Source organism: Methylobacterium sp. V23 (assembly GCF_002917135.1).
GTDB lineage: Bacteria > Pseudomonadota > Alphaproteobacteria > Rhizobiales > Beijerinckiaceae > Methylobacterium.
This window is the reverse complement of sequence record NZ_PDHT01000048.1, coordinates 1-23,189: the sequence shown is the minus strand read 5'-3', so window position 1 is coordinate 23,189 and position 23,189 is coordinate 1. Positions and strand designations below refer to the sequence as shown.

Here is a 23,189-nt window from a genome sequence, read left to right as displayed (position 1 = left end):
CACGGCCCTCGAGCGCGTCCCGCTTCGAGCCGGTGAGGTCGCCCACCGTGCCCTGGACCTTGCCGCCAAGCTCCTTGGCGGTCCCCGTGATGCGATCCGTGTCGACCATGCTGAAATCTCCTGTGTTCGTGGATGAGGGTCGTCGCGCGGCGCGCGGCCGAAGCTAGGGTTTGAGGTTGGTCTTGGTTTTGGGGCTGGTCCCGTCCGACTTCGGGCGGGCCTCCGGGGGATCGTCGGACACGGGAGGATCCTGCTGGGATCGACCCTCGGCCTCGACCTGTCGGTCGCCGATCAGTTTCCCGATGGCTTCCTTCACCGAGCCCTTGACCGCGTCGCTCGAAGCGGGGGCGGAACCGGGTGCGGAGGGCTTGGTGGAACTCACGTGATCCTCCGGGATGGGATGAACGGGACCGAGGCGGGCCAGGGGCGGAAGGGACACGGCCGCAGGCGCCCTGCGTCTCGGCTGACCCCTCAGATGGTCCCCGACGAATCCCCAGCAATGATACAGACGTACCGGTAGGCCGGTTTTTTCTACCCGGACGCCGCCATCCGAACGGGGGTGCAGCGACCGCCCCGGAGGCCGCGATCCCGGAGGAGATGTCCCGGTCCGTCACGCATGCCCGCGCGCCGCGCTTTTCCCGGGCCGGCTCGCGTCTGTGTGCGGGACTGCCTGTCGACGCCGCGTATCACTGGAACTCCCCATGGCACATCGCGCCGCTTGCCAAGTCCCGGTCGTAACAAGTGCGTGGGACCGCAGTTCCGCGTCGGATAATCGATTGTCTGGTATATCTGGATCATTGACGTGAATGTGATTGCCCAATCACAAGCCCCCGACTGCGTCGGCGTCTCCGACGTCGAGCAAATCATCGTCTGTCCCAGACAAGAGGGCGATCATCCGTGCAGACAGATGTCAGAGTGCTGAGCTCCTCTTCGGACAACGAAGGATTGCCACGACCGATTCAGGATCTGATCGGCCGAAGACTGAACGAGATTTTTCCCTTCCCGGGTGAAGTCGCGCCGGATTCCCGTCTCGGCCAGGTCCTGGTTCGGCTCCGAAGCGCCTTGTCCGCGGCGCAGGCGGACGGACAGGTGCCCGATACGTTCCGGACCGACTTGATCGCCGCCGTCCCGCGGCTTCGCCGCTATGCCTGGTCCCAGTGCCGGAACGCCGCTGAGGCCGACGACCTCGTTCAGACCACCCTGATGCGGGCCTGGGAGAACCGCGCACGGTTCGAGCCGGGGACCCGGTTGATCGCCTGGCTGTTCACGATCCTGCGGAACACCTTCCTCAATCAGCGCAAGCGGCTTCGCCGCGAGGTCGAGGACGTCGACGGTGCGTTCGCGGCAACCCTGCGCCTGGAGCCCGAGCAGGAGCACCGCGTCGGACTGATCGAGCTTCAGGCCGCCCTGAACGGCCTGACGGCCGAACACCGCGAGACGCTGCTCCTCGTGATGGTCGATGGATTGCTCTACGACGAGGCCGCGGTCGTCCTGGGATGTCAGACCGGCACCGTGAAGAGCCGCGTCAGCCGCGCCCGGGAACGTCTGGTCAAGGCCATGGGTGCGGCCTGAGCGGCGCGGACCTCCCCGCGACCAACCCCGCCCGCGGGCCGGCTCGACGACACGGGTCGGCTTGGCCCGGTCCACGATCGACGCCGCGATGGCCCGGCGCCCACACCCTTCGAGCCGGCGCGCCGGGTCCACCCTTCCCGCCCCCATGCATCCCGCCACCGGAACCCCATCCGCACTCGGAGCAGAGCAAGCAAGGGAATCGCGGTTGACCCGGTAAAAATTCGAGAAAAATGATGCATCTGCATCATTGAGCGCACCGATGGCGTGCATATCTCGACGTCATCGCCGTTGCCGGCGTAACATCCATCGCGTTCAAGCTATTCGCAGAGTTATGCCGGACCTCGTATGTCCCCCCGATCAGGTTCGGCATGGCCGCAGGGCCGGGCACCGCGCCACTCCGGGCGCTCGCCCGGCCCGAAGGCCTCGTCCGGATCCCAGACCTCATCGAAGGCTTCGAGAGGCGAGTCTTCGCTAGACGAGGCTTCGAGAGGCCAGTTTCCGCGAGGCCGGTTTCCGAGAAGAGAGACTTCAGAGATCATGGCAGGAGAGAGCCTCGCAGAAGCGCAGGAGCGCCGCACGGCCGATCCCGACAGGCCCGGGCGCATCGCGGACGACACCCCGCCCGCGATGCCGCCTCGACCCTATCCGGGCGAGCGTCCGCTGGGGGCCGACGAACCCTCGGCCCCATTCGAGGAGACCCCGAGCGAGGCCGCTTCCGACGCGCTTCCCCGCGGTCCGGCCGGTGCCGGGGCGGTCGCCTGACGTCCGTTCGATCCACCCGGTCCCCCGCCGCGGATACGCGGGCCACGGACAAACGGGCCTGTGACGCGAGCGCCATCCCGGAGGCCGTCGAGTCCGGGATGACGCGCGCGGAACTCGCCGCCCTCCTGGACGGCGGCTCCGTGACGGATGTGGTTCCGCCGCACGTCGGCGAGACGGCCGCGGCCTATGCGGTTCGGGCGACAGGCGAACTGATGGTTCTCTACCTGGCCCGAGACCCAGAGGGACGCTGACGCGCTCCAAGCGGGCGGCCCGCAGAGGAGACCGCGACACGCTTTTCACGGTGGTTCGCGACGCGTCTGGCGGCCGCGAGCGTCTCGGCCGCCGAAGCTGCCACCCGGTTCGACGACCATTGGTCCGTGACGGCAACCGTCGACGACGGTGGATGCCCGGGGCCTTACCGATGCCCCATCGTCATTCGCCACGGTGTCGTCGACGCCTCCGGCCGGGCGCCGGAGCGGTCGGGCGCATCGTCGGGATCATCCGTCGCGGTCTGGCGAGCGTGGCTGTCCGAGGCCGGCTGCGCGCCGCGGAGGGCCGCGGTGACCGGACCCTGTCCGGACCTTTGCGCGGCTCGGGCCGGTGGACCTCCCGCAGGAGCGGCTGACGAGACGGTTGGCCGGTCTCGAAAGCCGGCGCCACCGGCAGACCCGATGAGACGCGCGCGCACTCCGCCCCGGCGCATGCGCCGCGGCCGGGGCATCCCTCGGAGCCTCGTTGCGCCGGCGTGGATTGTGGCGGCCGACGTCCGACCGGATGACGAAGACAGGGGTGGTGCGCCCGCGCTGCGGCCCAGACCTTGCAAAGGTCTTTCCCATCGCTTGCCAAACGATGGAACGAGGCCCCGTGGCTCATCAGTCGATCTCGCGCAGAACCCTCCTGGGCGGCACCGCCGTTCTCGGCCTCTCGGCCCTGGCGTCGACGGGCGCCCGGGCGGCCGGGCCGATGACCGTCGGGGTCGTCTACGTCGGACCGAAGGACGATTACGGCTACAACCAGGCCCATGCGAAGGGCGCCGCGGCCCTGAAAGGGTTGCCCGGGGTCGAAGTCGTCGAGGAGGAGAACGTCCGCGAGACCAACGACGTCCAGAAGACCATGGAGAGCATGATCAACATGGATGGGGCGAGCCTGCTCCTGCCGACCTCCTTCGGCTACTTCGATCCCCACGTGCTGATCGAGGCCAAGAAGAACCCGAAGGTGCAGTTCCGCCATTGCGGCGGCCTCTGGACCGCGGCGAACCCGAAGAACGCCGGCTCCTATTTCGGCTACATCGCGCAGGGCCAGTACCTCAACGGCATCGTGGCCGCGCATGCGACGAAGTCGAAGAAGATCGGTTTCGTGGCGGCCAAGCCGATCCCCCAGGTCCTCAACAACATCAACGGCTTCCTGCTCGGCGCCCGCAGCGTCGACCCGTCGATCACCTGCCAGGTCATCTTCACCGGCGAGTGGTCGCTGGCGGTCAAGGAGGCGGAGGCGACCAACGCGCTGATCGACGGCGGCGCCGACGTCATCACCTGCCACGTCGACAGCCCGAAGGTGACGGTCGAGACCGCCGCCCGGCGGGGCGCCTACGTCTGCGGCTACCATGCCGACCAGTCGGCGCTGGCCAAGGACCGGTACCTCACCGGTGCCGAGTGGGACTGGGCCCCGATCTACAAGGGCTTCGTCGCCGACATGCAGGCGGGCAAGGCGCCCCCGAACTTCCTGCGCGGTGGCCTCGCGGACGGGTTCGTCCGGATGAGCCCCTACGGTCCCGCCGTCTCCGAGGCGGCGCGCAAGAACGCCGACGCGGTCAAGGCCGAAATGATGAAGGGCGGGTTCGCCATCATCCGGGGGCCGCTCAAGGACAACAAGGGCAACGCGATCGCCGAGGCCGGCAAGGGCTTCCCCGAGAATGCGCCCGAACTCGAGAGCACCGGCTACCTCGTCGAGGGTGTCAGGGGCTCGGCCTGAGGGAAACGTCCGTCACGCACGCCGCCAGCGGGAGGAACATCCTTGGTCGCCGAGACTGCTCCGTCGAACATGGCCGTGGCAGTGCCGCGCCCCTCGGCGAGTCTGCCCCTGCGGGCCTGGGCGGCGCGCCGGGTGGAGGCGCTCGCCATCCCGCTCGGGGCGCTCGCCCTCGGCTTCGGCCTGTTCAGCCTGTTCCTCCTGAGCCTCGGCAAGTCGCCGGCGGCCTTCCTCGACCTCGTCTACCGGGGCGGCTTCGGTTCCGCCTTCGCCCTCCAGAACAGCCTCCAGCGCGCCGCGCCCCTGTTGTTCGCGGCCCTGTGCGTGGCACTGCCCGCCCGGCTCGGCCTCGTGGTCATCGGCGGCGAGGGCGCAATCGTGCTCGGCGGCCTCGCCGCGGCGGCGGTGGCGGCGCCCCTGTCGGGGGCACCCTCCGGCCTCGGCATCGCCGCCATGGCGCTGGCCGCCCTCCTGACCGGGGCGCTCTGGCTCGGGGCGGTGGGCGCCCTGCGGGCCTGGCGCGGCGTCAACGAGACCATTGCCAGCCTGCTGATGTCCTACATCGCCATCGCGCTGGCCAACCACCTGATCGAGGGCCTGCTGCGCGACCCGGGCAGCCTCAACAAGCCGTCGACGCGGACCATCGACGAGGCCTTCCGGGTCGGCCCGATGCCGGGCCTGGAGGTGCATTGGGGCCTCGGCGTCGGGGTGGTGGCCTGCCTCCTCGCCTGGCTCCTGACCGAGCGCACCACCCTGGGCTTTGCCGCCCGGATCGCCGGCGGCAACGTGCGCGCGGCCCAGATCCAGGGCTTGGCGGTCGGGCGCCTGATCGCCGGCTTCACCGCCCTCGGGGGAGCCCTGGCGGCGCTGGCCGGATTCTTCGAGGTCGCCGCCGTCCACGGCAACGCCAACGCCTCGCTGATCGCCGGCTACGGCTACACCGGCATCCTCATCGCGTTCCTGGCCCGCCAGAACCCCCTGGCGATCCCGCCCGTCGCCTTCCTGCTCGGCGGAATCGAGGCCTCGAGCGGCCTGATCCAGCGCCGCCTGCACCTGCCCGACGCCACCATCCTGCTGCTGGAGGGGCTGCTCTTCCTCCTCGTCCTCATGGGCGAGACCCTGTACGGGCGCTTCAAGCTGTTCAGTCCGCATCTCTGGGGCGAGAAGCGCGCCGCGGCGGCCCAGACCGTGCCATGAGCGCCCTCCTATGAGCGCCCCCCCTATGAGCGCCCCCCTATGAGCGCCTCCCCTATGAGCGACCTCGGCCTCTGGAACGTCCTCATCGCGGTCATCGGCGGGGCCATCCGTGTCTCGACGCCGTTCCTGTTCGTCAGTCTGGGCGAGACCATCACGGAGCGCTCGGGCCGGATCAATCTCGGCCTCGAGGGCACCCTCGTGTTCGGGGCGATGTCGGCCTACGCCACGGCGGTGCTTACCGGCTCGGCCTGGGCCGGCGTCGCGGTGGCGGGCGCGGCGGGGGGCCTGTTCGGCCTCGCCCACGGCTGGATCTGCCGGCTGCCGCGGGTCAACGACGTGGCCCTCGGCATCGCCCTGATGCTGTTCGGTTCGGGCCTCGCCTTCTTCTTCGGCAAGGCCTTCATCCAGCCCTCGGCACCGCAATTGCCGGCGCTCCCCTTCGGCAATTGGTCCGACGTGCCTCAGATCCGGGCCGCCCTCCAGGTCAACGTGCTGTTCCTGATCGGAGCGGTGCTCAGCGTCCTCCTGTGGTGGGCGTTCCGCAACACCCGCACCGGCCTCGTGGTCCGCATCGTCGGCGACAGCGCGGAGGCGGCGCGGGCCATGGGCTACGACGTCGATCGTGTCCGGCTGCTGGCGACCGGGGCCGGTGGGGTGCTCGCCGGCATCGGCGGGGCCTACCTGTCGCTCTACTATCCGGGCTCGTGGAACGAGGGCATCTCCTCCGGGCAGGGCCTGATGGCCGTCGCCCTCGTGGTCTTCGCCCGCTGGAATCCCCTGGCCTGCTTCGGCGCCGCGCTGCTGTTCGGCGGGGCCGGAGCCCTCGGGCCGGCGCTCCAGTCGGTGGGCGTCTCGCAGGGCTATTACCTGTTCTACGCCGCGCCCTACGTCCTCACCCTCGGCGTCCTCATCGCCACCTCGTCGCCGAACCACGCCCTGGCGGGAGCGCCGGGCGAACTCGGCCAAGCGAAGTAAGCCCAGAACAACCAAACCCAGAACAACCAAGCCCAGAAACAGTAAGCCCGAGCAGACAGGTATCTCCGATGAACGGACTTGGCGGCCTCAACAAATCCCCGAACGGCGTGGTGCTCGGTCTGGTGCAGCTGCAGCTGCCGACCGTCGTCACCAGGACGGACCTCGCCGCGCAGACGCAGCGCATCGTCGCCCTGGTGGGCAAGGCGCGGCGCAACCTGGCCACCATGGACCTCGTGGTCTTCCCCGAATACGCCCTCCACGGCCTGTCCATGGAGACCAACCCCGACATCCTGTGCCGGATGGACGGGCCGGAGGTCGCGGCCTTCGCCCAGGCCTGCCGCGACAACCGGATCTGGGGCTGCTTCTCCCTCATGGAGTTCAACCCGCACGGCAGCCCGTTCAACACCGGCATCATCATCGACGACACCGGCGCGGTGAAGCTCTATTACCGCAAGATGCACCCCTGGGTGCCCGTCGAGCCCTGGGAGCCCGGCGACATCGGCATCCCGGTCATCGAGGGGCCGCGCGGGGCCAAGATCGCCCTCATCATCTGCCACGACGGGATGTTCCCCGAGATGGCCCGGGAATGCGCCTACAAGGGCGCCGAGATCATGATCCGCACGGCCGGCTACACGGCGCCGATCCGCGAGTCCTGGCGCTTCACCAACCAGTCGAATGCCTTCTGCAACCTGATGGTCACCGCAAACGTCTGCATGTGCGGTTCGGACGGCTCGTTCGATTCCATGGGCGAGGGCATGATCGTCAACTTCGACGGTCAGATCATCGCCCACGGCACCACGGGGCGCGTCGACGAGATCATCACCGCGGAGGTCCGTCCCGACCTCGTGCGCGAGGCGCGCCTCCACTGGGGCGTCGAGAACAACATCTACCAGCTCGGACACCGCGGCTACACGGCTGTGAAGGGTGGCGCTGGGGACTGCCCCTACACCTACATGCAGGACCTGGCCGCCGGCCGCTACCGACTGCCCTGGGAGGATGGGGTCAAGGTGGTCGACGGCACCTCCTGCGGGTTTGCCGCGCCCACCCGGTCCTACGGCGCCGGACAGACCCCGGACGCCCGAGAGGCGGCGGAATGAGCGCGGCGCCCCTTCGCCTGCCGCCGGATGCGGCGCGCTACGCCGTCGCCGAGCCCTATCCCTGGCCCTTCGACGGAGCCCTTCGGCCCGACAACACCGCCCTCGTCATCATCGACATGCAGATCGATTTCTGCGGTCCCGGCGGCTACGTCGACACCATGGGCTACGATATCGGCCTGACCCGGGCGCCGATCGCGCCGATCGGGCGCCTGCTCGCGGCGGCCCGGCGTCTCGGCTACGGCGTCATTCACACCCGCGAGGGTCACCGGCCGGACCTGGCCGACCTGCCCGAGAACAAGCGCTGGCGCTCGCGCCGGATCGGGGCCGGCATCGGCGATTCCGGGCCCTGCGGGCGCGTGCTGGTGCGTGGCGAGCCCGGCTGGGAGATCATCCCCGAGCTGGCGCCCGAGCCCGGCGAGCCGATCATCGACAAGCCCGGCAAGGGCTCGTTCTTCGCCACCGACCTGGCGCTGATCCTCGGGCAGCGCGGCATCCGCAACCTGATCCTGACCGGGATCACCACGGATGTCTGCGTCCACACCACGATGCGCGAGGCCAACGACCGCGGCTTCGAGTGCGTGATCGTCTCCGACGCCTGCGCGGCCACCGACCGGGGCAACCACGAGGCTGCCCTCAAGATGGTGACGATGCAGGGCGGCGTCTTCGGCGCCGTGGCGACCTCCGAGGCCCTCCTGGCGGCGATGGGATGATCCGCGATGGTGTCCTTCTCGCAAGCGGTTCGCACGGCGGTGCCCCGGGACGGAGGCGCGGCGCCGGTGGTGCTCGAGGCCCCGCCGCCCGGCGCCCTCGCGGTCGAGACCATCGGCATGACGAAGCGCTTCGGCACCTTCGCGGCCCTCGACGACGTCTCGATGAAGATCGAGGCCGGCGGCTTCCACGCGCTGCTGGGTGAGAACGGCGCGGGCAAGTCGACCCTGGTGAAGTGCATCATGGGCTTCTATGCGCCGAGCGCGGGCAGCGTCCTGGTGGATGGCCGGGAGGTCGCGATCACCAATCCAAAGGGCGCCCAGGCCCGCGGCCTCGGCATGGTCTACCAGCACTTCACCCTGGTGCCGTCCCTGACCGGCCTCGAGAACCTCGTCATCGCCCGGCCCCGGGTGCCGACGGTGATCGACTGGCGCGCCGAGCGCGCGGCGCTGGCCGCCTTCATGGAACGGATGCCGTTCCGGCTGAACCTCGATCGCCCGGTGGCCGAGCTCGCGGCGGGGGAGAAGCAGAAGCTCGAGATCATCAAGCAGCTCTCCCTCAAGGCGCGATTCCTGATCCTCGACGAGCCGACCTCGGTGCTCACGCCGGCGGAGGCCGAGGAGGTGCTGGGCCTCCTGCGCGCCATGGCGGACCGGCGCGAGCTGACGGTGCTGATGATCAGCCACAAGTTCCGCGAGGTCGAGGCGTTTGCCCGCAGCGTCAGCGTCCTGCGCCGCGGCACGCTCGCGGGCGGCGGACGGGTCGGCGAACTCAGCCGCGACGACATGGCGGCGATGATGATGGGCGCGCGGCCGGTGCGCGCCGCCACCAACCGCGTCGGTGGGCCCGACCCGGGCCGGGTGGTCCTGCGCATCGCGGATTTGCGCGCCACCGACGCCTCCGGCCTGCGTCACCTCGCCGTCGACGCCCTCGCGGTGCAGGCCCGCGAGATCGTCGGGGTCGCCGGGGTCTCGGGCAATGGCCAGAAGGAACTCGCCGACGTGCTCGGCGGCCAGATCCGCGCCACCGGCGGCCGGGTGGAGGTCGCAGGCAAGGCCTATGACGGACGCCGCGCCCAGAGCCGGGCGCGGCGGGTGCGCGTCATCCCGGAGGAGCCGCTGCGCAATGCCTGCGCGCCGCGCATGTCGGTAGCGGAGAACCTGGCCTTCCGGGCCTTCGACCGACGCGCGGAGCGTGCCGCCGCCGCGGGGGGCGCGGTCACGGGCCGGTCGACCGTCTGGCTCGACACCGGCGCCCTGCGCCGCCGCGCCCGGGACCTCATCGCGCGTTTCGGGGTCAAGACCGCCTCCGCCGAAGCACCGATCGCCACCCTGTCCGGCGGCAACGTGCAGCGGGCCGTGCTGGCGCGCGAGCTCACCGATCCGGTCGACCTCCTCGTCGTGGCCAATCCCTGTTTCGGGCTCGACTTCACCGCCGTCGCCGAGATCCGGGCCCGGATCATGGCGGCCCGCAACGCCGGCGCGGCGGTTCTGCTGATCAGCGAGGATCTCGATGAGATCCTCGAGCTCTCGGACCGCATCGTGGTGATGTCCGACGGCCGCATCGTGCACGCGGTGAGCCGCGCCGAGGCCGACGCCCGAAGCATCGGCCGGCACATGGCGGGGCATCACTGAGGCGCGAGACGGGGGTACCGGCCGGAAGGTGCCTGGCCGGAAGGTGCCCGGCGATCCGGTCCGGCAGGCTAGGGTCGTACGGGATCGAGGGTCACGGACCAGAGCGCGGTATCGGCGGCGTCCTTCAGGGTGACGGTCATCTGTTCCGTCGCGCCCTCGACCGCGACGTGGCCGAAGAACTGGTAGCCCGCGGCCGGCGAGAGATTGGTCTGGCCCGGCGGGGGCGCCTTCGCGAAGCGCAGCTGGGGTCCGAAGGTGTCGTCGAGGGCGTTGGGGCCGAAGGTGCCGGCATGCAACGGGCCCGCGACGAACTCCCAGAACGGCTCGAAATCCTGGAATCGCGCCCGGTTCGGGTCGTAGTAATGCGCCGCCGCGTAGTGCACGTCCGCCGTCAGCCAGACGGTGTTGCGGATGCCCGCATCGCGCAGGAAGCGCAGGAGGTCGGCGATCTCGAGTTCCCGGCCCAGCGGTGGCCCGTCGCCCTGCGCGATGGCCTCCGAGCCGAAGGGCGGCTGGGACTCGTAGGGGACGACGAGCCCGATCGGCATGTCGGCCGCGATCACCTTCCAGGTCGCGCGGGAGGCGAGAAGTTCCCGCTTGAGCCAGGCGATCTGCGTCGGGCCGAGGAAATGGGCCTCAGGCCCGTAGGCGGTCTGCCGGTTCTCGCCGTTCGGCCCGCGATAGGAGCGCATGTCGAGCAGGAACACGTCGACCAGCGGCCCATGCGAGATCTTGCGGTAGACCCGGCCGGGCTCCGACGGCGCGAAGCGCATCGGCATGTACTCGTGGAAGGCCCGCGTGGCGCGGACCTGGAGCGCCAGCACGTTCGGGGCGCGATAGGCTTTCCGCAGATGTTCGGCCCGGGTCAGAGGCTCGCCCGGCCACCAGTTGTTGGTGACCTCGTGGTCGTCCCACTGCGCGAAGATCGGGATCTCGGCGTTCATCGCCCGCACGTTCGCGTCGGTCAGGTTGTAGCGGTAGCGCCCGCGGAACTCCTCCAGGGTCTCGGCCGGCTTCGACACCGCCTCGGTGACGCGGTTGCGCCAGAGGGTGCCGTCGGGCAGGCGCACCTCCGGTACGATCGGGCCGTCGGCGTAGATGGTGTCGCCGGAATGCAGGAAGAAGTCCGGCCGGTTGCGCAGCATGGCTGCATAGATCGTCATCCCGCCCCGGGCCTCGTCGATGCCCCAGCCCTGGCCCGCCGTATCGCCGGACCAGCAGAACGAGACCGAGCGGCGCTCGGCCGGGGCCGTGCGGAAGCGCCCGACCTGCGGCGCGCCGAGGATCGTCGGCGCGGCGAGATCCTGCAGCCGGACCCGGTAGAACACGTCCTGGCCCGGCGGCAGGTCCGTCAGGGCGACCTTCACGGTGCCGTCGCTCGCCGGGAGTGCATCGGCGAAGACGCCGCCGCGAACGTCCGCGAAGCGCTCGGTGGTCGACCACTCGATCATCGCCCGGCAGGGGCGGTCGGCCCGGGCCCAGACCACGGCGGAGGTGCCGTCGACGTCGCCGGATTGCAGACCGTGGGTGAGGACGGGGCGGTCTGCGGCCCGGCTGAGGCCGGGCCGGAAAACGCCGGTGCCGAGCCCGATGAGGCCGGCAGCCCCCGTCAGGAACGGACGGCGGGTCAGGCTGGAACGGGACGAGGAGGACATGGCGGCGGGCTCCCTTCCGAAGGCTCCGCTATGGCGATCCTGTCTGACGCCTTGACGACGCTGCACGCGTCACACATGGGCGGCTTTCGGCGACAACCGTCCTGCGCGGGGGCGGCATGCGCCGCGATCGACGCGGTGGCACGATCCTGCGCCTGCGAAGATCCCGCGAACGGGCCGCGGCAGCCGGTGCCCTTGCCCCGACAGGGCGGTCTGCCGCGCGTGGAAGCCAGCACAGAACCGCTTCTTTCCGCTGTCGCCGATGCCCGGCGCCACCGGGACCACAAGAATCGGACAAGTATGAAGACCGCTTTGGATCAGTCTCCGATCGACGAGGATGCGGTGTTTTGCGGCCAAGCAGGGTCATGCCTGGGCGCCGGTGGCTCGATGACTCGGTAAGCGAAAGAAGAAAATCGGTTCTGGCCCGCTGAAGCGCGCTTGATCAGGCAGCGGAAATCTCGGTAAGCACGACCTTGATCGACGCACGCCCGCGGGTTCCAAGGTCTCGTTGATGACGATGGCAAGCGATATCCGCCGTTCTTCAAGGCCGACTGCCGCCGCCAAAACCGCTCCCCTGGTCGTCATCGTCGAGGATGACGAGGGCGTCCGCGACGGCCTGCAGGACCTGCTCCGGTCGGTCGGACTCGATACGCTGGCCTTCGGATCGACGCACGACCTGCTCGCCGCCGCCCTGCCGGATCGCCCCGGCTGCCTGGTTCTGGATGTCCGGCTGCCCGGAGCCAGCGGCCTCGATCTGCAGAGGAAGCTGATCGCCCTGGGCAATCGCATGCCGATCATCTTCATGACCGGTCACGGCGACATTCCCATGAGTGTCCAGGCCATGAAGGCCGGCGCGCTCGATTTTCTGACCAAGCCGTTCCGCGATCAGGACATGCTGGACGCGATCGCCGTCGCGATCGATCGGGATCGGGCGCGCCGCGCCGAGCGCGCGGGTATGGCCGCACTCGAAGCCCTCGCCCGGACCCTCACGGCGCGTGAGGCCGAGGTCATGCAGCAGGTGGTCAAGGGGCTCCTCAACAAGCAGATCGCCCATGCGCTGGGGATCAGCGAGATCACCGTCAAGATTCACCGCGGCAACGTCATGCGGAAGATGGGGGCCGGCTCCGTCGCCGACCTCGTGCGGAAGACCGAATGGCTGAAGGCGGCAGGCGTGAACTGATCGGGCGGGGAGCACGAGCGCCGGGTCTCCGCGAAGGGCGTGTCTCGGAACGGACCCGGGCGAGCGCGGAACGAGGGCTCCGGCGCACGCGTTGGCCGCCGCAGTCCGAGACCACGTCGTGCACCGATCCCGGATCGCTCGGCCGGCTCCCCTTCCGCGCGCGGTCTTCCACCGACGGTTCGAGGTGCCTCGGCCGGTGGGAGTCGCGCCGGAGCCCGAGCGGCCGGACTACACGAACGTATGATATCCCGGTCCGATCTATGGGCTTATGGAGGCGGATATCGTCCGCCGACAGGGAGCCACGAAAGGAAGACTCGTGTCGGTCGAGAAGAAAGCCGTCGCTGTCGTTGACGACGACGAAGCCGTCTTGGACGCGACGTCCTGCTTTCTTCAGGCCTTGGGCTATGACACGCGATCGTTCAGTTCGGGTGAGGCGTTCCTTGCCTCAGGCGTCGAGGGCGAGGTCTTTTGTCTCCTCACTGACATCAACATGCCTGGTCTCAGCGGCTTGGAGTTACAGGATCGCGTACGGCTCTCGCGACCGGCCCTGCCGATCGTCATGATGACCGCGCTGACCGACGAGACGGTCCGGCGCCGGGCTTTCGCCGGAGGCGCCCGGGACCTCCTGCGCAAGCCTCTCGCAGCCGACGACCTCATCCGCTGCCTGGACGCGATGACGGAAACCTGACGCGGATCGGGCCGGCCTCCGTTCAAGAGACCACCCGCCCCGGGAGGTGCTCCCGTCTCGAGCCCAAAGCTTGCCTCGGCCAAGGCCCCGTCCCCCGACCCGGTTGTGCATCGGGAGGCGAACCGGGACGGGCCGATCCGGAGCCTCCGCGTGCGCGCGCGTGCGTCTCCGCGGCGATGGTGTCGACCCATCGGCCTCCGTCACCACCGGATCGCGCGTCGTGCCGGGCGCGCTCGCCCCTTCGGGGAGGACGCCCATACGAGGGTTGTCGACGCCTCCCGGGGATCATCGCTTGGGGTGAGCACCCCTAACCTTCGTATGATTCCGAGCCAGGGCGCGGGCCTGTAGGCCTGTTCGGACAGCAGGCGAACCGCGATCCCATCTCCCGCCGAGACCGTCGGGGCGGCCAGGGCCACGGATGATGGCGTCAGATCCTGTGACCACGCTTTCAAAGAGGTCGAACGATGGTCCAGCTCTCGGTGAACGGGCACCCCTACGAGGTCGAGGCCGAGCCCGACACGCCGCTGCTCTTCGTTCTGCGTGACAGCCTGGGAATGACCGGCACCAAGTATGGCTGCGGGATCGGGCAGTGCGGCGCCTGCACGGTGCTGCTCGATGGGCAGGCGACCCGCTCCTGCCAGATCCCCGTCGAGAGCATCGGCGCGCAGGCGATCACCACCATCGAGGCAATCGAGCGGGATGCGGTCGGCGCGAAGGTCGTGGCGGCCTGGATCGGCATCGAGGTGCCGCAATGCGGCTACTGCCAGTCCGGGCAGGTGATGGCCGCCACCAGCCTGCTCAAGCAGACCCCGAAGCCCTCCGACGCAGACATCGCAGGCGCCATGACCAACCTCTGCCGCTGCGGAACCTACAACGCCATCGCCGCCGCCGTGCGGCAGGCCGCGGCTTGAGGAGGAAGCGATGACCGACCTGACGCCCCTCCACCGCACCGACCGCCGCGAGCCGATCCGCAACCTCTCCCGCCGGGGCTTCCTGGGCGCCGCCTCCGGTGCCCTGTTCCTCGGCATCGGCTTGCGCCTCGATCCAGCGGCCGCTCAGACCCGTGCCGAAGGCCCGGCGGCGGTCGCCCCGAAGCCCGGAACCCGCGTCGCGGCCTTCCTCGAGATCGGCCCCGACAGCCGCGTGCGCCTGCTCAGCCCCTTCGTGGAGGGTGGACAGGGCATCAACACCGGGCTCGCCCAGACCATCGGTGAGGAGCTGGACCTCGATCCCGCGCGCTTCACCGTCGAGTGCGCTCCGCCCGGTCCCGACTACGCCGTCGTCAATGGTCTGCGCATGACCGGCGGCAGCTTCTCCACCCGCTCCAGCTTCGAGGCCATGCGGCGGCTCGGGGCTACGGCCCGCGAGATGTTGCTCCGCGCAGCCGCGGCGCGACTTGCCGTCCCGCAGGACAGCCTGACGACGGATGATGGCCGGGTGATCCACGCCGCTAGCGGACGGTCGCTCGACTACGGCGCCTTGGCCGCCGCCGCCCTCGCCCTGCAGCCGCGGGACGACGTGGCTCTGAAGGATCGCAAGGATTTCCGCTGGATCGGCAAGCCCGTCGCCCGTCTCGACATGCGCGACAAGTCCACCGGCCGGGCCGCCTACAGCATCGATCTCCGCATCGACGGCATGCTGCATGCCGCCGTCCAGCATGCCCCCCACCTCGGCACCGAGCCCGAGGCCATCGCCAACGAGGCCGCGGTGCGCGCCATGCCCGGCGTGCAGGCGGTGCAGCGGCTGCCCGGCGCGGTGGCCGTTCTGGCCGATACCTGGTGGCGCGCGCGCAAGGGAGCGGAAGCCCTGCAGGTCACCTGGACCAAGCCGTTGCCGGAGGGGATCGCGACCGTCTCGGAGAGCTTCTCCTCGGCGTCGATGCTGGCGGCCCTGAAGGGAGCGACCGAGCCCGGCGTCCCGGCCGAGCAGGTTGGCGACGCAGCCACCGCCTTCCAGGCCGCAGCCCAGGTCGTCGAGGCCGAGTACGACGCGCCCTACCTCGCCCACGCCCAGCTGGAGCCACCCTCGGCCATCGCCCGCTTTGCGGAGGACGGCAGCCTCGACCTCTGGCTCCCGAACCAGATGCCGGAGCTGTTTCAGCAGGTTGCGGCGAAGACCGCCGGGCTGCAGCCGGATCAGGTCCGGATCCACTCGCCGCTGCTAGGCGGCTTCTTCGGGCGCCACTTCTATTACGGGTCGGCCACCCCCTTCCCGCAGGCAATCCTGCTCGCGAAGGCCACCGGCAAGCCGGTGCGGGTGCTGTGGTCGCGGGAGGAGGAGTTCGGCATGGACGCCCTGCGCCCGCTGAGCTTCGCGCGCTTTCGTGCCGCCCTGGGGCCGGACGGGATGCCCGTGGCACTGGAGATCCGGGCCGTGGGCGAGGGGCCGATCGGGCGCTGGTTCGGCGCGCTGTTCAAGTCGCCGGTCGATTCGTCGGTGGTGGAGGGCCTCGACCAGAAGCCCTACGCGATCCCGAACCGGACGCTCACCTACGTGAAGGTGCCTCATCCGGTCACCATCGCGTTCTGGCGCTCGGTGGGGCACTCGATGAACGACTTCTTCTACGAATCCTTTCTCGACGAGATGGCCCAGGCCGGTGGCAAGGATCCCCTTGCCCTACGTCTGGCCCTGCTCAAGGACAGTCCCCGGCAGCGCACCCTGCTGAATGCGGTCACGGATCTCGCCGGCGGCTGGAAGCGTGGGCCGTTCGCGGCTGCCGACGGCACGCGCCGGGCCAGGGGCGTCTCCATGGCCTCCCCCTTCGGCTCCGAGACCGCGACCATCGCGGAGGTGTCGCTCAAGGACGGGGAGGCGCGGGTCCATGACCTCTGGATCGCCATCGATCCGGGTGCCGTGGTCAATCCGGCGATCGTGAAGCGACAGGTGGAGAGCGCGGCGGCTCTCGGCCTCTCCTCCGCCCTCCTGGAGCAGGTCGTCTACGAAGGCGGCCAGCGGCAGGCGCGGAACTTCGATGCCTACCCGATCCTCGACCGGGATCGGATGCCGCGGGTGCACGTGACCATCGTGGAGAGCGGCGCGCCGATGGGGGGCATCGGCGAACCGGGCCTGCCCGGCGTTCCGCCGGCCGTGGTCAACGCGGTGGCGGTGCTCACCGGCCAGCGCCCGCGCAGCCTGCCCCTCGGCAAGGCGCGCCTTTCGGGGGCGTGAGACGAACATCGGAACGGGAGTGCTCGTGATGACGACGGTTGCCGCACGGACTCCTCGGGGGGCGTGGTTCCCGAAAGGCCCGCAATTCGCCTACCTGCCGGTGTCCCTGTTCGGCTCCGTGATGGGGCTGACGGGCCTGAGCGCCGCGTGGCAGCTCGCCGCCAGGCGGTTCGGTGCGCCGGTCCTGGTGGCGGACGCGATCGGGTGGATCGCCCTGGCGGTCTTCCTCGCCCTCGCCCTGGCCTACGGGCTCAAGGCGGTGACGGCCTGGCCTGCCGTGGTGGCGGAGTTCCGGCACCCGATCGCCGGCAACCTGTTCGGCACGATGCTGATCAGCCTGCTGCTCCTGCCGCTGGTGATCGCCCGCTTCAGCCTCGTCCTGGCCCAGGGCCTCTGGATCCTGGCCACCGCCGGGATGGTGCTGTTCGCGGTGGTGATCGTCAGCCGCTGGATGAGCAGTCGGCAGCAGCTCATGCATGCGACGCCCGCCTGGATCGTGCCGGTCGTCGGCCTCCTCGACATTCCGCTCGCCGCGCCCTCCCTGAATCTGCCGCAGACCGGAACGCTGACCCTGTTCTCTCTGAGCGTGGGCCTGTTCTTTGCCGTTCCGCTCTTCACCCTCGTCTTCACGCGCCTCCTCTTCGAGGAGCCGCTCGCCCCGGCTTTGCGCCCGACCCTGATGATCCTGGTCGCGCCCTTCGTCGTCGGCTTCTCCAGCTACGCAGCGACGCTGGGTCGGATCGATGCCTTCGCGGAAGCTCTGTTTCTGGTCGGATTGTTCGTCTTCGTGATTCTGATCGGGCTGCTGCGCGACCTGCCGCGATGCTGCCCCTTCCGGGTGTCGTGGTGGGCGGTGAGCTTCCCGGTTGCCGCGACGGCCGTGGCGGCCCTGCGCTATGCCGATTACGTGCAGACCGGGCTCGCGGACGGAATGGCCCTGCTGCTCCTGGCGTTCGCGACGGGGCTGATCGGCGCCCTCACCGTCCGCACCGCGGCGGGCATCGTGCGGGGTGAATTGCAGGCTCTCAGCGGCTGAGGCGGCCGCGCTTCTCGGGCCACGAGGGGGCCTCGGCGGCCATCGATTTCACCGGCCACGGAGATGGAGTCATGAACGCGTCGGCATCGACCACGCGCATCACGGTCGCGCATGTGCCGGTCCCGCATGTGCCGATCCCGTAGGCAAAGCCCGTCGACACGCGAAGACAAAGCCCTTCGACACGTGAAGACTTGCAGGTGGGAGACTTCCAGATTGGAGACTTGCAGGTGGGAGACTTCCAGATTGGAGACCTGCAGGTTGGAGACTTGTCGCCGCCGATGCCCGGACCTATCCGTTTTGCGGACCCAGAGCGGAGTTTTCCGATGACGAGCACCGGGGTGGTGCCGAGCCGGGCACGGAAACCGGCCGGTGTGTGGATCGAGCGGCCGGTGGTGGAGCGCAGGCAAGGCGTCCCCGCCCCAGGGTCGAGGACATGAGCCCCGGTCTTGCGCCGACGTTCGACCGGATCGTCGTGGCAACGGAAGCCGATTGGAGCGACGCCTGGTACCTCGTCTGCATGAAGGTCTCGACGATCGGGTTCGTCGTCGTCGACGCGCGCGAACGCGTCGCCGCCATCGAGGAGCTCCACGCCGCCGGGATCACCGAGATCACCGGATATCTCGACGCCCATCCGGTGATGGCGGACCGACTGCGACGCGGCATGGTCATCCTCGACGTCAACGAGGCGGCGGTGCGGATGTTCGGCGCTGCGGTTCGCTCGGACATGATCGGGCAGCGCACGCAGCGCTTCTTCGATCCGCTCTGCACGGCCCAGGTGAACTCCGCGCGGGCCTTCGCGGCCGGCGCCACCTCGTTCCAGCAGCAGGCGCACAGCGTCCGGCTGGATGGGTCGCGCTTCGAGACGCTGTTCTGCGTCGTTCCACGGGCGGATGGCGCCACGTCGGGACTGTGGCTGGCCTCCTTCGTCGACATCACCGAAGACGTGCAGCGGCAGTCATCCCTCGATACCCTGCGGGACGAACTCGCCCACGTCTCGCGCATCTCCACGCTGGGCGAACTCTCGGCCTCGATCGCGCACGAGATCGGCCAGCCCCTCGCGTCCATCGGCATGACCGCCGGGGCGATGCTGCGCCTCCTCGATCGCGAGCCCGTCGACCGTGACCTCCTCCGGCGTCAATGCCAGCGCATCGTCGACCAGGTCGCCCGCGCCGGCGACATCATCGACCGCACCCGGCGCATGGCCGCCAAGCGCGACAGCGTGCAGGTCTCGGTCTCGGTCGCGGAGGTCCTGGCCGAATCCGTGCAGTTCGTGCTGCACGACCTCAACCGCACCAACGTGACGTTCAGCATCGTCTGCGGCGATCCGTCCGCGACGGTTTTCGCGGACCGGGTTCAGCTGCAGCAGGTCTTCGTCAATCTGCTCATGAACGCGATCCAGATCCACCGGGAAGCCCAGACGCCGAGGCCGGAAATCACGATCGAGACGTTTCGCAGAGACGATGCGGTCGTGATCGACGTCGTCGACAACGGGCCAGGCCTCGCGCACGAAGCCATCGACCGGTTGTTCGACGGCTTCTTCACGACGCGCGCCGAGGGGCTCGGCCTGGGCTTGCGGATCTGCCGCACCATCGTCGCGGCCCATGGCGGCTCGATCGAAGCGCAGACACGCCACGGAGAACCGGGGGCCCGGTTTTCCGTGTGCCTGCCGCTCGATCGGGCCTGACGGCATCGGCCAGGCTCGCCTCTCCGGGGTCTACGCCGCGGATCGGACCATCCGATAGCGGCTCGCCGGCGTTGCGGCGGCGAGGTGCGTGGACAGGTCGCGGCGTGCGCCATCCAGGGCGGTCCAGGCGTCGTTGTTCTCCAGGGGCGGAATCGTAATGACCTCGCCGGCATCGAAGCCGGCGAGCGCGGCCGCGACCAGATCGCCCGCCGCCATGACGATGCCGGCCGGAAGGTTTTGATGGCCGCCGATACCAGCCACGGCCCAGAACTCCGTCGCGGTCGCGCCGGGCAGTACGGCCTGGATCCGCACGCCCTTCGACGACAGTTCGTGCTGCAGCGACTGCGTGAAGGCGAGAACGTAGGCCTTGCTGGCGCCGTAGACGCCATTGAGCAGTTCGGGCGCGAGGGCGACGGTCGAGGCGATGTTGATGATCGCGCCATGGCCCCGCGCGACGAATGCCGGAGCCGCCGCGTAGGCGAGACGGGTCAGGGCTGTGACGTTCACCCCGATCATGCGCTCCATCTCGTCCGGCTCGGCCTGGAGCAGCGGGGCCGCCGAGCCGAACCCGGCATTGTTGACCAGCATGGTGATCGACGCGTCGCTGCCCAGCAGCGCTTCGACGCGTCGAAGGTCCGAGCCGTCGTTCAGGTCCGCCTCGACCGTCCGGACGTTTCGACCGGACGCGCTGCGCAGCGCGTCCGCAGTCTGATGCAAGCGATCCGCGTTCCGAGCGACCAGGATGAGATCATAGCCGCGCTTGGCGAGTTCTTCGGCGTAAATTGCACCGATACCGCCCGATGCGCCCGTGATCAGCGCAACACCTTTCGCATGGTCCGTCATCGTCACTCTCCGGCAAGCCTTCTCGACTGCTTGAGAGCGTATCGGTGCGTGTGGGCCCAAGCATTCATACGGATGCCGGACCGCGACATACCTTCGTATGGGTCCGTACCGCGACGATCAGGTCGGCAGGGCCCAGGTCGGCAGGGCCCAGGTCGGCAGGGCCCAGGTCGGCAGGGCCCAGGTCGGCGCAGCGTTCGGAACCCGCAGGGCGCGAAAGTTCACGCCGCCCGCGTGTGGGCGGTCGTCGACGGGAGCGATGCCGGCAGGCGTCTCGGGGGACGTCCGCCGGCCCGCTGCCCGACATGAGTTCGGGACAGGGGGCCGGTCCGGGGCGCGGCCGCACGTATGCGGTCGCGCCCGGTTCGGGCGGATCCGATGCCGGTCTAGCGGGCCGCCTTCGCGGCACGACGGCGCTCGGTCAGGATCCACTCGGTGTAGCCGTTCGGCTGCGCGCGGCCCTTGAAGACGAGGTCGCTGGCCGCCTGGAAGGCCGGTCCGTCGTAGTCGGGAGCCATGGGGCGGTAGAGCGGATCGCCGGCGTTCTGGCGGTCGACCACCTTCGCCATCCGCTTGAGCGCCGTCATCACCTGCTCCTCGCTGACGACGCCGTGATGCAGCCAGTTCGCGATGTGCTGCGACGAAATCCGCAAGGTCGCGCGATCCTCCATCAGCCCGACATCGTGGATGTCCGGCACCTTCGAGCAACCCACCCCCTGGTCGATCCAGCGGACGACGTAGCCGAGGATGCCCTGGACGTTGTTGTCGATCTCCTGGGCCACGTCGTCGGGGGCGAAGTTCGAGCGGGCCAGCGGGATCTCGAGGATCTCGTCGAGGGCCGAGCGCGGCCGGCGGGCCAGTTCCACCTGACGCGCCCGCACGTCGGTCTCGTGATAGTGCAGCGCGTGCAGGGTCGCGGCGGTCGGCGACGGCACCCAGGCGGTGCTCGCGCCGGCCTTCGGGTGGGCGCCCTTCTGCATCAGCATGTCGGCCATGGCGTCGGGCGCCGCCCACATGCCCTTGCCGATCTGCGCCCGGTCGAGCAGGCCGCAGACGAGGCCGACATCGACGTTGTTCTCCTCGTATCCCTTGATCCAGGGCGTCGCCTTCATGTCGTTCTTGCGAATGACCGGGCCGGCCTCCATCGCGGTGTGGATCTCGTCCCCCGTGCGGTCCAGGAAGCCGGTGTTGATGAACACGACCCGCTCCGCCGCGGCCGCGATGCAGGCAGCGAGGTTGACCGTGGTCCGGCGCTCCTCGTCCATGATGCCCATCTTGAGGGTGTTCGCATCGAGACCCAGCATGGCCTCCACGCGTCCGAACAGCTCAACCGCGAAAGCGACCTCCTCGGGCCCGTGCATCTTCGGCTTCACGATGTAGACCGAACCGCGCCGGCTGTTGCGGAGCCCGGAATCCCCCTTGAGATCGTGGATCGCGATCATCGCGGTGACCGCGGCGTCGAGCATTCCCTCGGGGATCTCGCGGCCCTCGGCATCGAGCACCGCATCCGTGTCCATGTGGTGACCGACGTTGCGCACCAGCATCAGGGAGCGGCCCGGCACCACCACCTCGCCGCCGTTCGGCGCGATGTAGTGCCGATCGGGGTTGAGGCGCCGCTCCAGGGTGCGGCCGTCCTTCTGGAGGGAGGCCGTCAAGGTCCCGTTCATCAGGCCGAGCCAGTTTCGGTAGACGACGACCTTGTCGTCGGCATCGACCGTGGCGACGGAATCCTCGAGATCCATGATCGTCGAGACGGCCGATTCCAGCAGGATGTCGGCGACGCCGGATGCATCGAAGCGACCGATCCGATGCGTCCGGTCGAGGACGACCTCGACGTGCAGCCCGTGGTGCCGCAGCAGCAGGGAAGCGGGCATGCTGGCCCGGCCGCGATAGCCGATGAAAAGATCCGGTCGCGCGAGCGGCACGGTCTCGCCGGTGTTCATGTTGCCGACGAGGCCGCCCTGCTCGACCGCATAGGTGACCACGTCGGCATGGCGGCCGCCGGCCAGTGGCACGAAGCGGTCGAGGTAGCTGCGGGCGCGGGTCACGACCCGGGCGCCGCGGGTGCGGTTGTAACCGCCGCTGCGGATCGCGCCGCCCTCCTCCGAGATCGCATCGGTGCCGTAGAGGGCATCGTAGAGCGAGCCCCAGCGGGCATTGGCGGCATTCAGGGCGTAGCGGGCGTTCGAGACCGGTACGACGAGCTGCGGCCCGGCGATGCGGGCGATCTCGTCATCGACGTTTTCCGTGCGCACCGCCACCGGTCCCGGATCGGGCAAGAGATAGCCGATGTCCTTCAGGTACGCCTTGTAGGCCGCCGAATCGAACGGCTTGCCGGCCCGCTCCCGGTGCCAGGCGTCGAGCTGTGCCTGGAGCGTGTCGCGCTTGGCCAGCAGGGCCCGGTTCTTCGGCGTCAGGTCGCGGACGATCGCGCCGAGGCCGCCCCAGAACACCTCGGGCGAGATGCCGGTCCCGGGCAGGGCCTCCTCCGCAACGAAGTCGTACAGCACACGGGCGACGGCGAGGCCGCCGATATCCATTCGATCCATCTTCGATCCATTCACGGAAGGTTTGCGCTGGAATGCCACCGGCTGCGGTCGTAGCCAACCGCCGATGTCGACCGCCCGTTCTCGAATTCACGCGCAGGGGGAACAGCCCGACAACGTCCCTGCGGCCGTCGTCTCGGCGAGAGCTCCCCGCACGGGGGTGCGGAAAGCTCCGAACCGGCGTCCAGTGGGCGACGCAATAGACGCGCCGACCGAGATCGACAAACTCGGTGGCTGCCGGCACCGCAGCTGCCATGCCGTCCCGGGGCGCAGAGAAGGCGCTCAGGGCTGGGTGGGCGAGTGTCCTGATCGCCTGTGCGCGCACTGCGCGCGGGGGGGCCGCAACGGTCGGAAACGGTGTCGGGCGACAGAAGGGCGCCGCACCGCGCTCCGCCCTCCGCCGCTCATCGGCGGGCCCGGATGGGGTCGAGCGCGGGGTGTCGGTTGACGTCCTTGTAGAGGAGGTAGCGGAAGGGTCCGGG

General features: G+C 69.6%; 20 protein-coding genes. 15 read left to right on the top strand and 5 right to left on the bottom strand.

What is annotated here, in order from left to right; all coding sequences use genetic code 11:
* The coding region (locus CRT23_RS29350) for a CsbD family protein (protein WP_146056510.1) at window positions 1–109 on the bottom strand (109 nt) is incomplete at its 3' end.
* Window positions 110–163: 54 nt separating this feature from the next.
* A complete protein-coding gene (locus CRT23_RS25250) occupies window positions 164–382 on the bottom strand; it encodes a CsbD family protein (RefSeq protein ID WP_103712306.1) in 219 nt (72 codons plus the stop codon).
* A gap of 707 nt (window positions 383–1,089) precedes the next feature.
* Here CRT23_RS25250 and CRT23_RS25245 point away from each other — a divergent pair.
* The 9 genes from CRT23_RS25245 to CRT23_RS25205 all read left to right on the top strand — a co-directional run bounded on the left by CRT23_RS25245 (window position 1,090) and on the right by CRT23_RS25205 (window position 9,913).
* Entirely contained in the window at window positions 1,090–1,572 is a 483-nt protein-coding gene (locus CRT23_RS25245; protein WP_245436574.1) for a sigma-70 family RNA polymerase sigma factor, read from the top strand.
* A 537-nt stretch (window positions 1,573–2,109) separates the two neighbouring features.
* Window positions 2,110–2,334 carry a hypothetical protein gene (locus CRT23_RS25240; protein WP_103712302.1) on the top strand — a complete coding sequence of 75 codons (225 nt, stop codon included), beginning with the start codon at window positions 2,110–2,112 and terminating at the stop codon, window positions 2,332–2,334.
* Window positions 2,335–2,432: 98 nt separating this feature from the next.
* Window positions 2,433–2,585 carry a hypothetical protein gene (locus CRT23_RS28700; protein WP_181017462.1) on the top strand — a complete coding sequence of 51 codons (153 nt, stop codon included), beginning with the start codon at window positions 2,433–2,435 and terminating at the stop codon, window positions 2,583–2,585.
* A 613-nt stretch (window positions 2,586–3,198) separates the two neighbouring features.
* On the top strand, window positions 3,199–4,305 hold the full coding sequence (locus CRT23_RS25230) for a BMP family ABC transporter substrate-binding protein (RefSeq protein ID WP_244477212.1): 1,107 nt from the start codon (window positions 3,199–3,201) through the stop codon (window positions 4,303–4,305).
* A gap of 69 nt (window positions 4,306–4,374) precedes the next feature.
* Complete coding sequence (locus CRT23_RS25225) at window positions 4,375–5,499, top strand: ABC transporter permease (protein WP_103712301.1); 1,125 nt, start codon at window positions 4,375–4,377, stop codon at window positions 5,497–5,499.
* Window positions 5,500–5,553: 54 nt separating this feature from the next.
* On the top strand, window positions 5,554–6,474 hold the full coding sequence (locus CRT23_RS25220; RefSeq protein ID WP_103712300.1) for an ABC transporter permease: 921 nt from the start codon (window positions 5,554–5,556) through the stop codon (window positions 6,472–6,474).
* A gap of 68 nt (window positions 6,475–6,542) precedes the next feature.
* The gene (locus tag CRT23_RS25215; protein ID WP_103712299.1) at window positions 6,543–7,571 is read left to right on the top strand and encodes a formamidase; all 1,029 of its coding nucleotides are present in this window, start codon (window positions 6,543–6,545) and stop codon (window positions 7,569–7,571) included.
* Window positions 7,568–8,281, top strand: a complete 714-nt coding sequence (locus CRT23_RS25210; protein ID WP_103712298.1) for an isochorismatase family cysteine hydrolase — start codon at window positions 7,568–7,570, stop codon at window positions 8,279–8,281. The genes CRT23_RS25215 and CRT23_RS25210 overlap by 4 nt, the downstream gene beginning before the upstream one ends.
* 117 nt (window positions 8,282–8,398) lie before the next feature.
* On the top strand, window positions 8,399–9,913 hold the full coding sequence (locus CRT23_RS25205; RefSeq protein ID WP_245436576.1) for an ABC transporter ATP-binding protein: 1,515 nt from the start codon (window positions 8,399–8,401) through the stop codon (window positions 9,911–9,913).
* A gap of 68 nt (window positions 9,914–9,981) precedes the next feature.
* Here CRT23_RS25205 and CRT23_RS25200 read toward each other — a convergent pair whose 3' ends face one another.
* Window positions 9,982–11,568 carry an alkaline phosphatase D family protein gene (locus CRT23_RS25200; protein ID WP_103712296.1) on the bottom strand — a complete coding sequence of 529 codons (1,587 nt, stop codon included), beginning with the start codon at window positions 11,566–11,568 and terminating at the stop codon, window positions 9,982–9,984.
* A gap of 508 nt (window positions 11,569–12,076) precedes the next feature.
* On the opposite strand from CRT23_RS25200, the gene CRT23_RS25195 reads away from it, so the two are divergent.
* The 6 genes from CRT23_RS25195 (at window position 12,077) to CRT23_RS25170 (ending at window position 19,321) form a co-directional block, all read left to right on the top strand.
* A complete protein-coding gene (locus CRT23_RS25195; protein WP_103712295.1) occupies window positions 12,077–12,745 on the top strand; it encodes a response regulator transcription factor in 669 nt (222 codons plus the stop codon).
* A 316-nt stretch (window positions 12,746–13,061) separates the two neighbouring features.
* Window positions 13,062–13,433, top strand: coding sequence for a response regulator (locus CRT23_RS25190; protein ID WP_103712305.1), 372 nt, complete (start codon window positions 13,062–13,064; stop codon window positions 13,431–13,433).
* Window positions 13,434–13,897: 464 nt separating this feature from the next.
* The gene (locus CRT23_RS25185; protein ID WP_103712294.1) at window positions 13,898–14,344 is read left to right on the top strand and encodes a (2Fe-2S)-binding protein; all 447 of its coding nucleotides are present in this window, start codon (window positions 13,898–13,900) and stop codon (window positions 14,342–14,344) included.
* Window positions 14,345–14,354: 10 nt separating this feature from the next.
* A complete protein-coding gene (locus CRT23_RS25180) occupies window positions 14,355–16,601 on the top strand; it encodes a molybdopterin cofactor-binding domain-containing protein (RefSeq protein ID WP_103712293.1) in 2,247 nt (748 codons plus the stop codon).
* Between the two features lie 28 nt (window positions 16,602–16,629).
* On the top strand, window positions 16,630–17,637 hold the full coding sequence (locus CRT23_RS25175; RefSeq protein WP_103712304.1) for an SLAC1 anion channel family protein: 1,008 nt from the start codon (window positions 16,630–16,632) through the stop codon (window positions 17,635–17,637).
* 433 nt (window positions 17,638–18,070) lie between these two features.
* The gene (locus tag CRT23_RS25170) at window positions 18,071–19,321 is read left to right on the top strand and encodes an ATP-binding protein (RefSeq protein ID WP_103712292.1); all 1,251 of its coding nucleotides are present in this window, start codon (window positions 18,071–18,073) and stop codon (window positions 19,319–19,321) included.
* Between the two features lie 30 nt (window positions 19,322–19,351).
* Here CRT23_RS25170 and CRT23_RS25165 read toward each other — a convergent pair whose 3' ends face one another.
* Together CRT23_RS25165 and CRT23_RS25155 are read right to left on the bottom strand one after the other, a co-directional pair.
* Window positions 19,352–20,164, bottom strand: coding sequence for an SDR family oxidoreductase (locus CRT23_RS25165; protein ID WP_103712291.1), 813 nt, complete (start codon window positions 20,162–20,164; stop codon window positions 19,352–19,354).
* A 383-nt stretch (window positions 20,165–20,547) separates the two neighbouring features.
* On the bottom strand, window positions 20,548–22,710 hold the full coding sequence (locus CRT23_RS25155; protein WP_103712289.1) for a malate synthase G: 2,163 nt from the start codon (window positions 22,708–22,710) through the stop codon (window positions 20,548–20,550).
* Window positions 22,711–23,189: the final 479 nt, after the last annotated feature.

What these genes read in the sequence shown, in the direction of transcription:
- CRT23_RS25240 (WP_103712302.1), top strand. Translation starts at nt 2,110, where the DNA reads ATGGCAGGAGAGAGCCTCGCAGAAGCGCAGGAGCGCCGCACGGCCGAT.
- CRT23_RS28700 (WP_181017462.1), top strand. Translation starts at nt 2,433, where the DNA reads ATGACGCGCGCGGAACTCGCCGCCCTCCTGGACGGCGGCTCCGTGACG.
- CRT23_RS25225 (WP_103712301.1), top strand. Translation starts at nt 4,375, where the DNA reads ATGGCCGTGGCAGTGCCGCGCCCCTCGGCGAGTCTGCCCCTGCGGGCC.
- CRT23_RS25220 (WP_103712300.1), top strand. Translation starts at nt 5,554, where the DNA reads ATGAGCGACCTCGGCCTCTGGAACGTCCTCATCGCGGTCATCGGCGGG.
- CRT23_RS25215 (WP_103712299.1), top strand. Translation starts at nt 6,543, where the DNA reads ATGAACGGACTTGGCGGCCTCAACAAATCCCCGAACGGCGTGGTGCTC.
- CRT23_RS25210 (WP_103712298.1), top strand. Translation starts at nt 7,568, where the DNA reads ATGAGCGCGGCGCCCCTTCGCCTGCCGCCGGATGCGGCGCGCTACGCC.
- CRT23_RS25205 (WP_245436576.1), top strand. Translation starts at nt 8,399, where the DNA reads ATGACGAAGCGCTTCGGCACCTTCGCGGCCCTCGACGACGTCTCGATG.
- CRT23_RS25200 (WP_103712296.1), bottom strand. Translation starts at nt 11,568, where the DNA reads ATGTCCTCCTCGTCCCGTTCCAGCCTGACCCGCCGTCCGTTCCTGACG.
- CRT23_RS25195 (WP_103712295.1), top strand. Translation starts at nt 12,077, where the DNA reads ATGACGATGGCAAGCGATATCCGCCGTTCTTCAAGGCCGACTGCCGCC.
- CRT23_RS25185 (WP_103712294.1), top strand. Translation starts at nt 13,898, where the DNA reads ATGGTCCAGCTCTCGGTGAACGGGCACCCCTACGAGGTCGAGGCCGAG.
- CRT23_RS25180 (WP_103712293.1), top strand. Translation starts at nt 14,355, where the DNA reads ATGACCGACCTGACGCCCCTCCACCGCACCGACCGCCGCGAGCCGATC.
- CRT23_RS25175 (WP_103712304.1), top strand. Translation starts at nt 16,630, where the DNA reads ATGACGACGGTTGCCGCACGGACTCCTCGGGGGGCGTGGTTCCCGAAA.
- CRT23_RS25170 (WP_103712292.1), top strand. Translation starts at nt 18,071, where the DNA reads ATGAGCCCCGGTCTTGCGCCGACGTTCGACCGGATCGTCGTGGCAACG.
- CRT23_RS25165 (WP_103712291.1), bottom strand. Translation starts at nt 20,164, where the DNA reads ATGACGGACCATGCGAAAGGTGTTGCGCTGATCACGGGCGCATCGGGC.
- CRT23_RS25155 (WP_103712289.1), bottom strand. Translation starts at nt 22,710, where the DNA reads ATGGATCGAATGGATATCGGCGGCCTCGCCGTCGCCCGTGTGCTGTAC.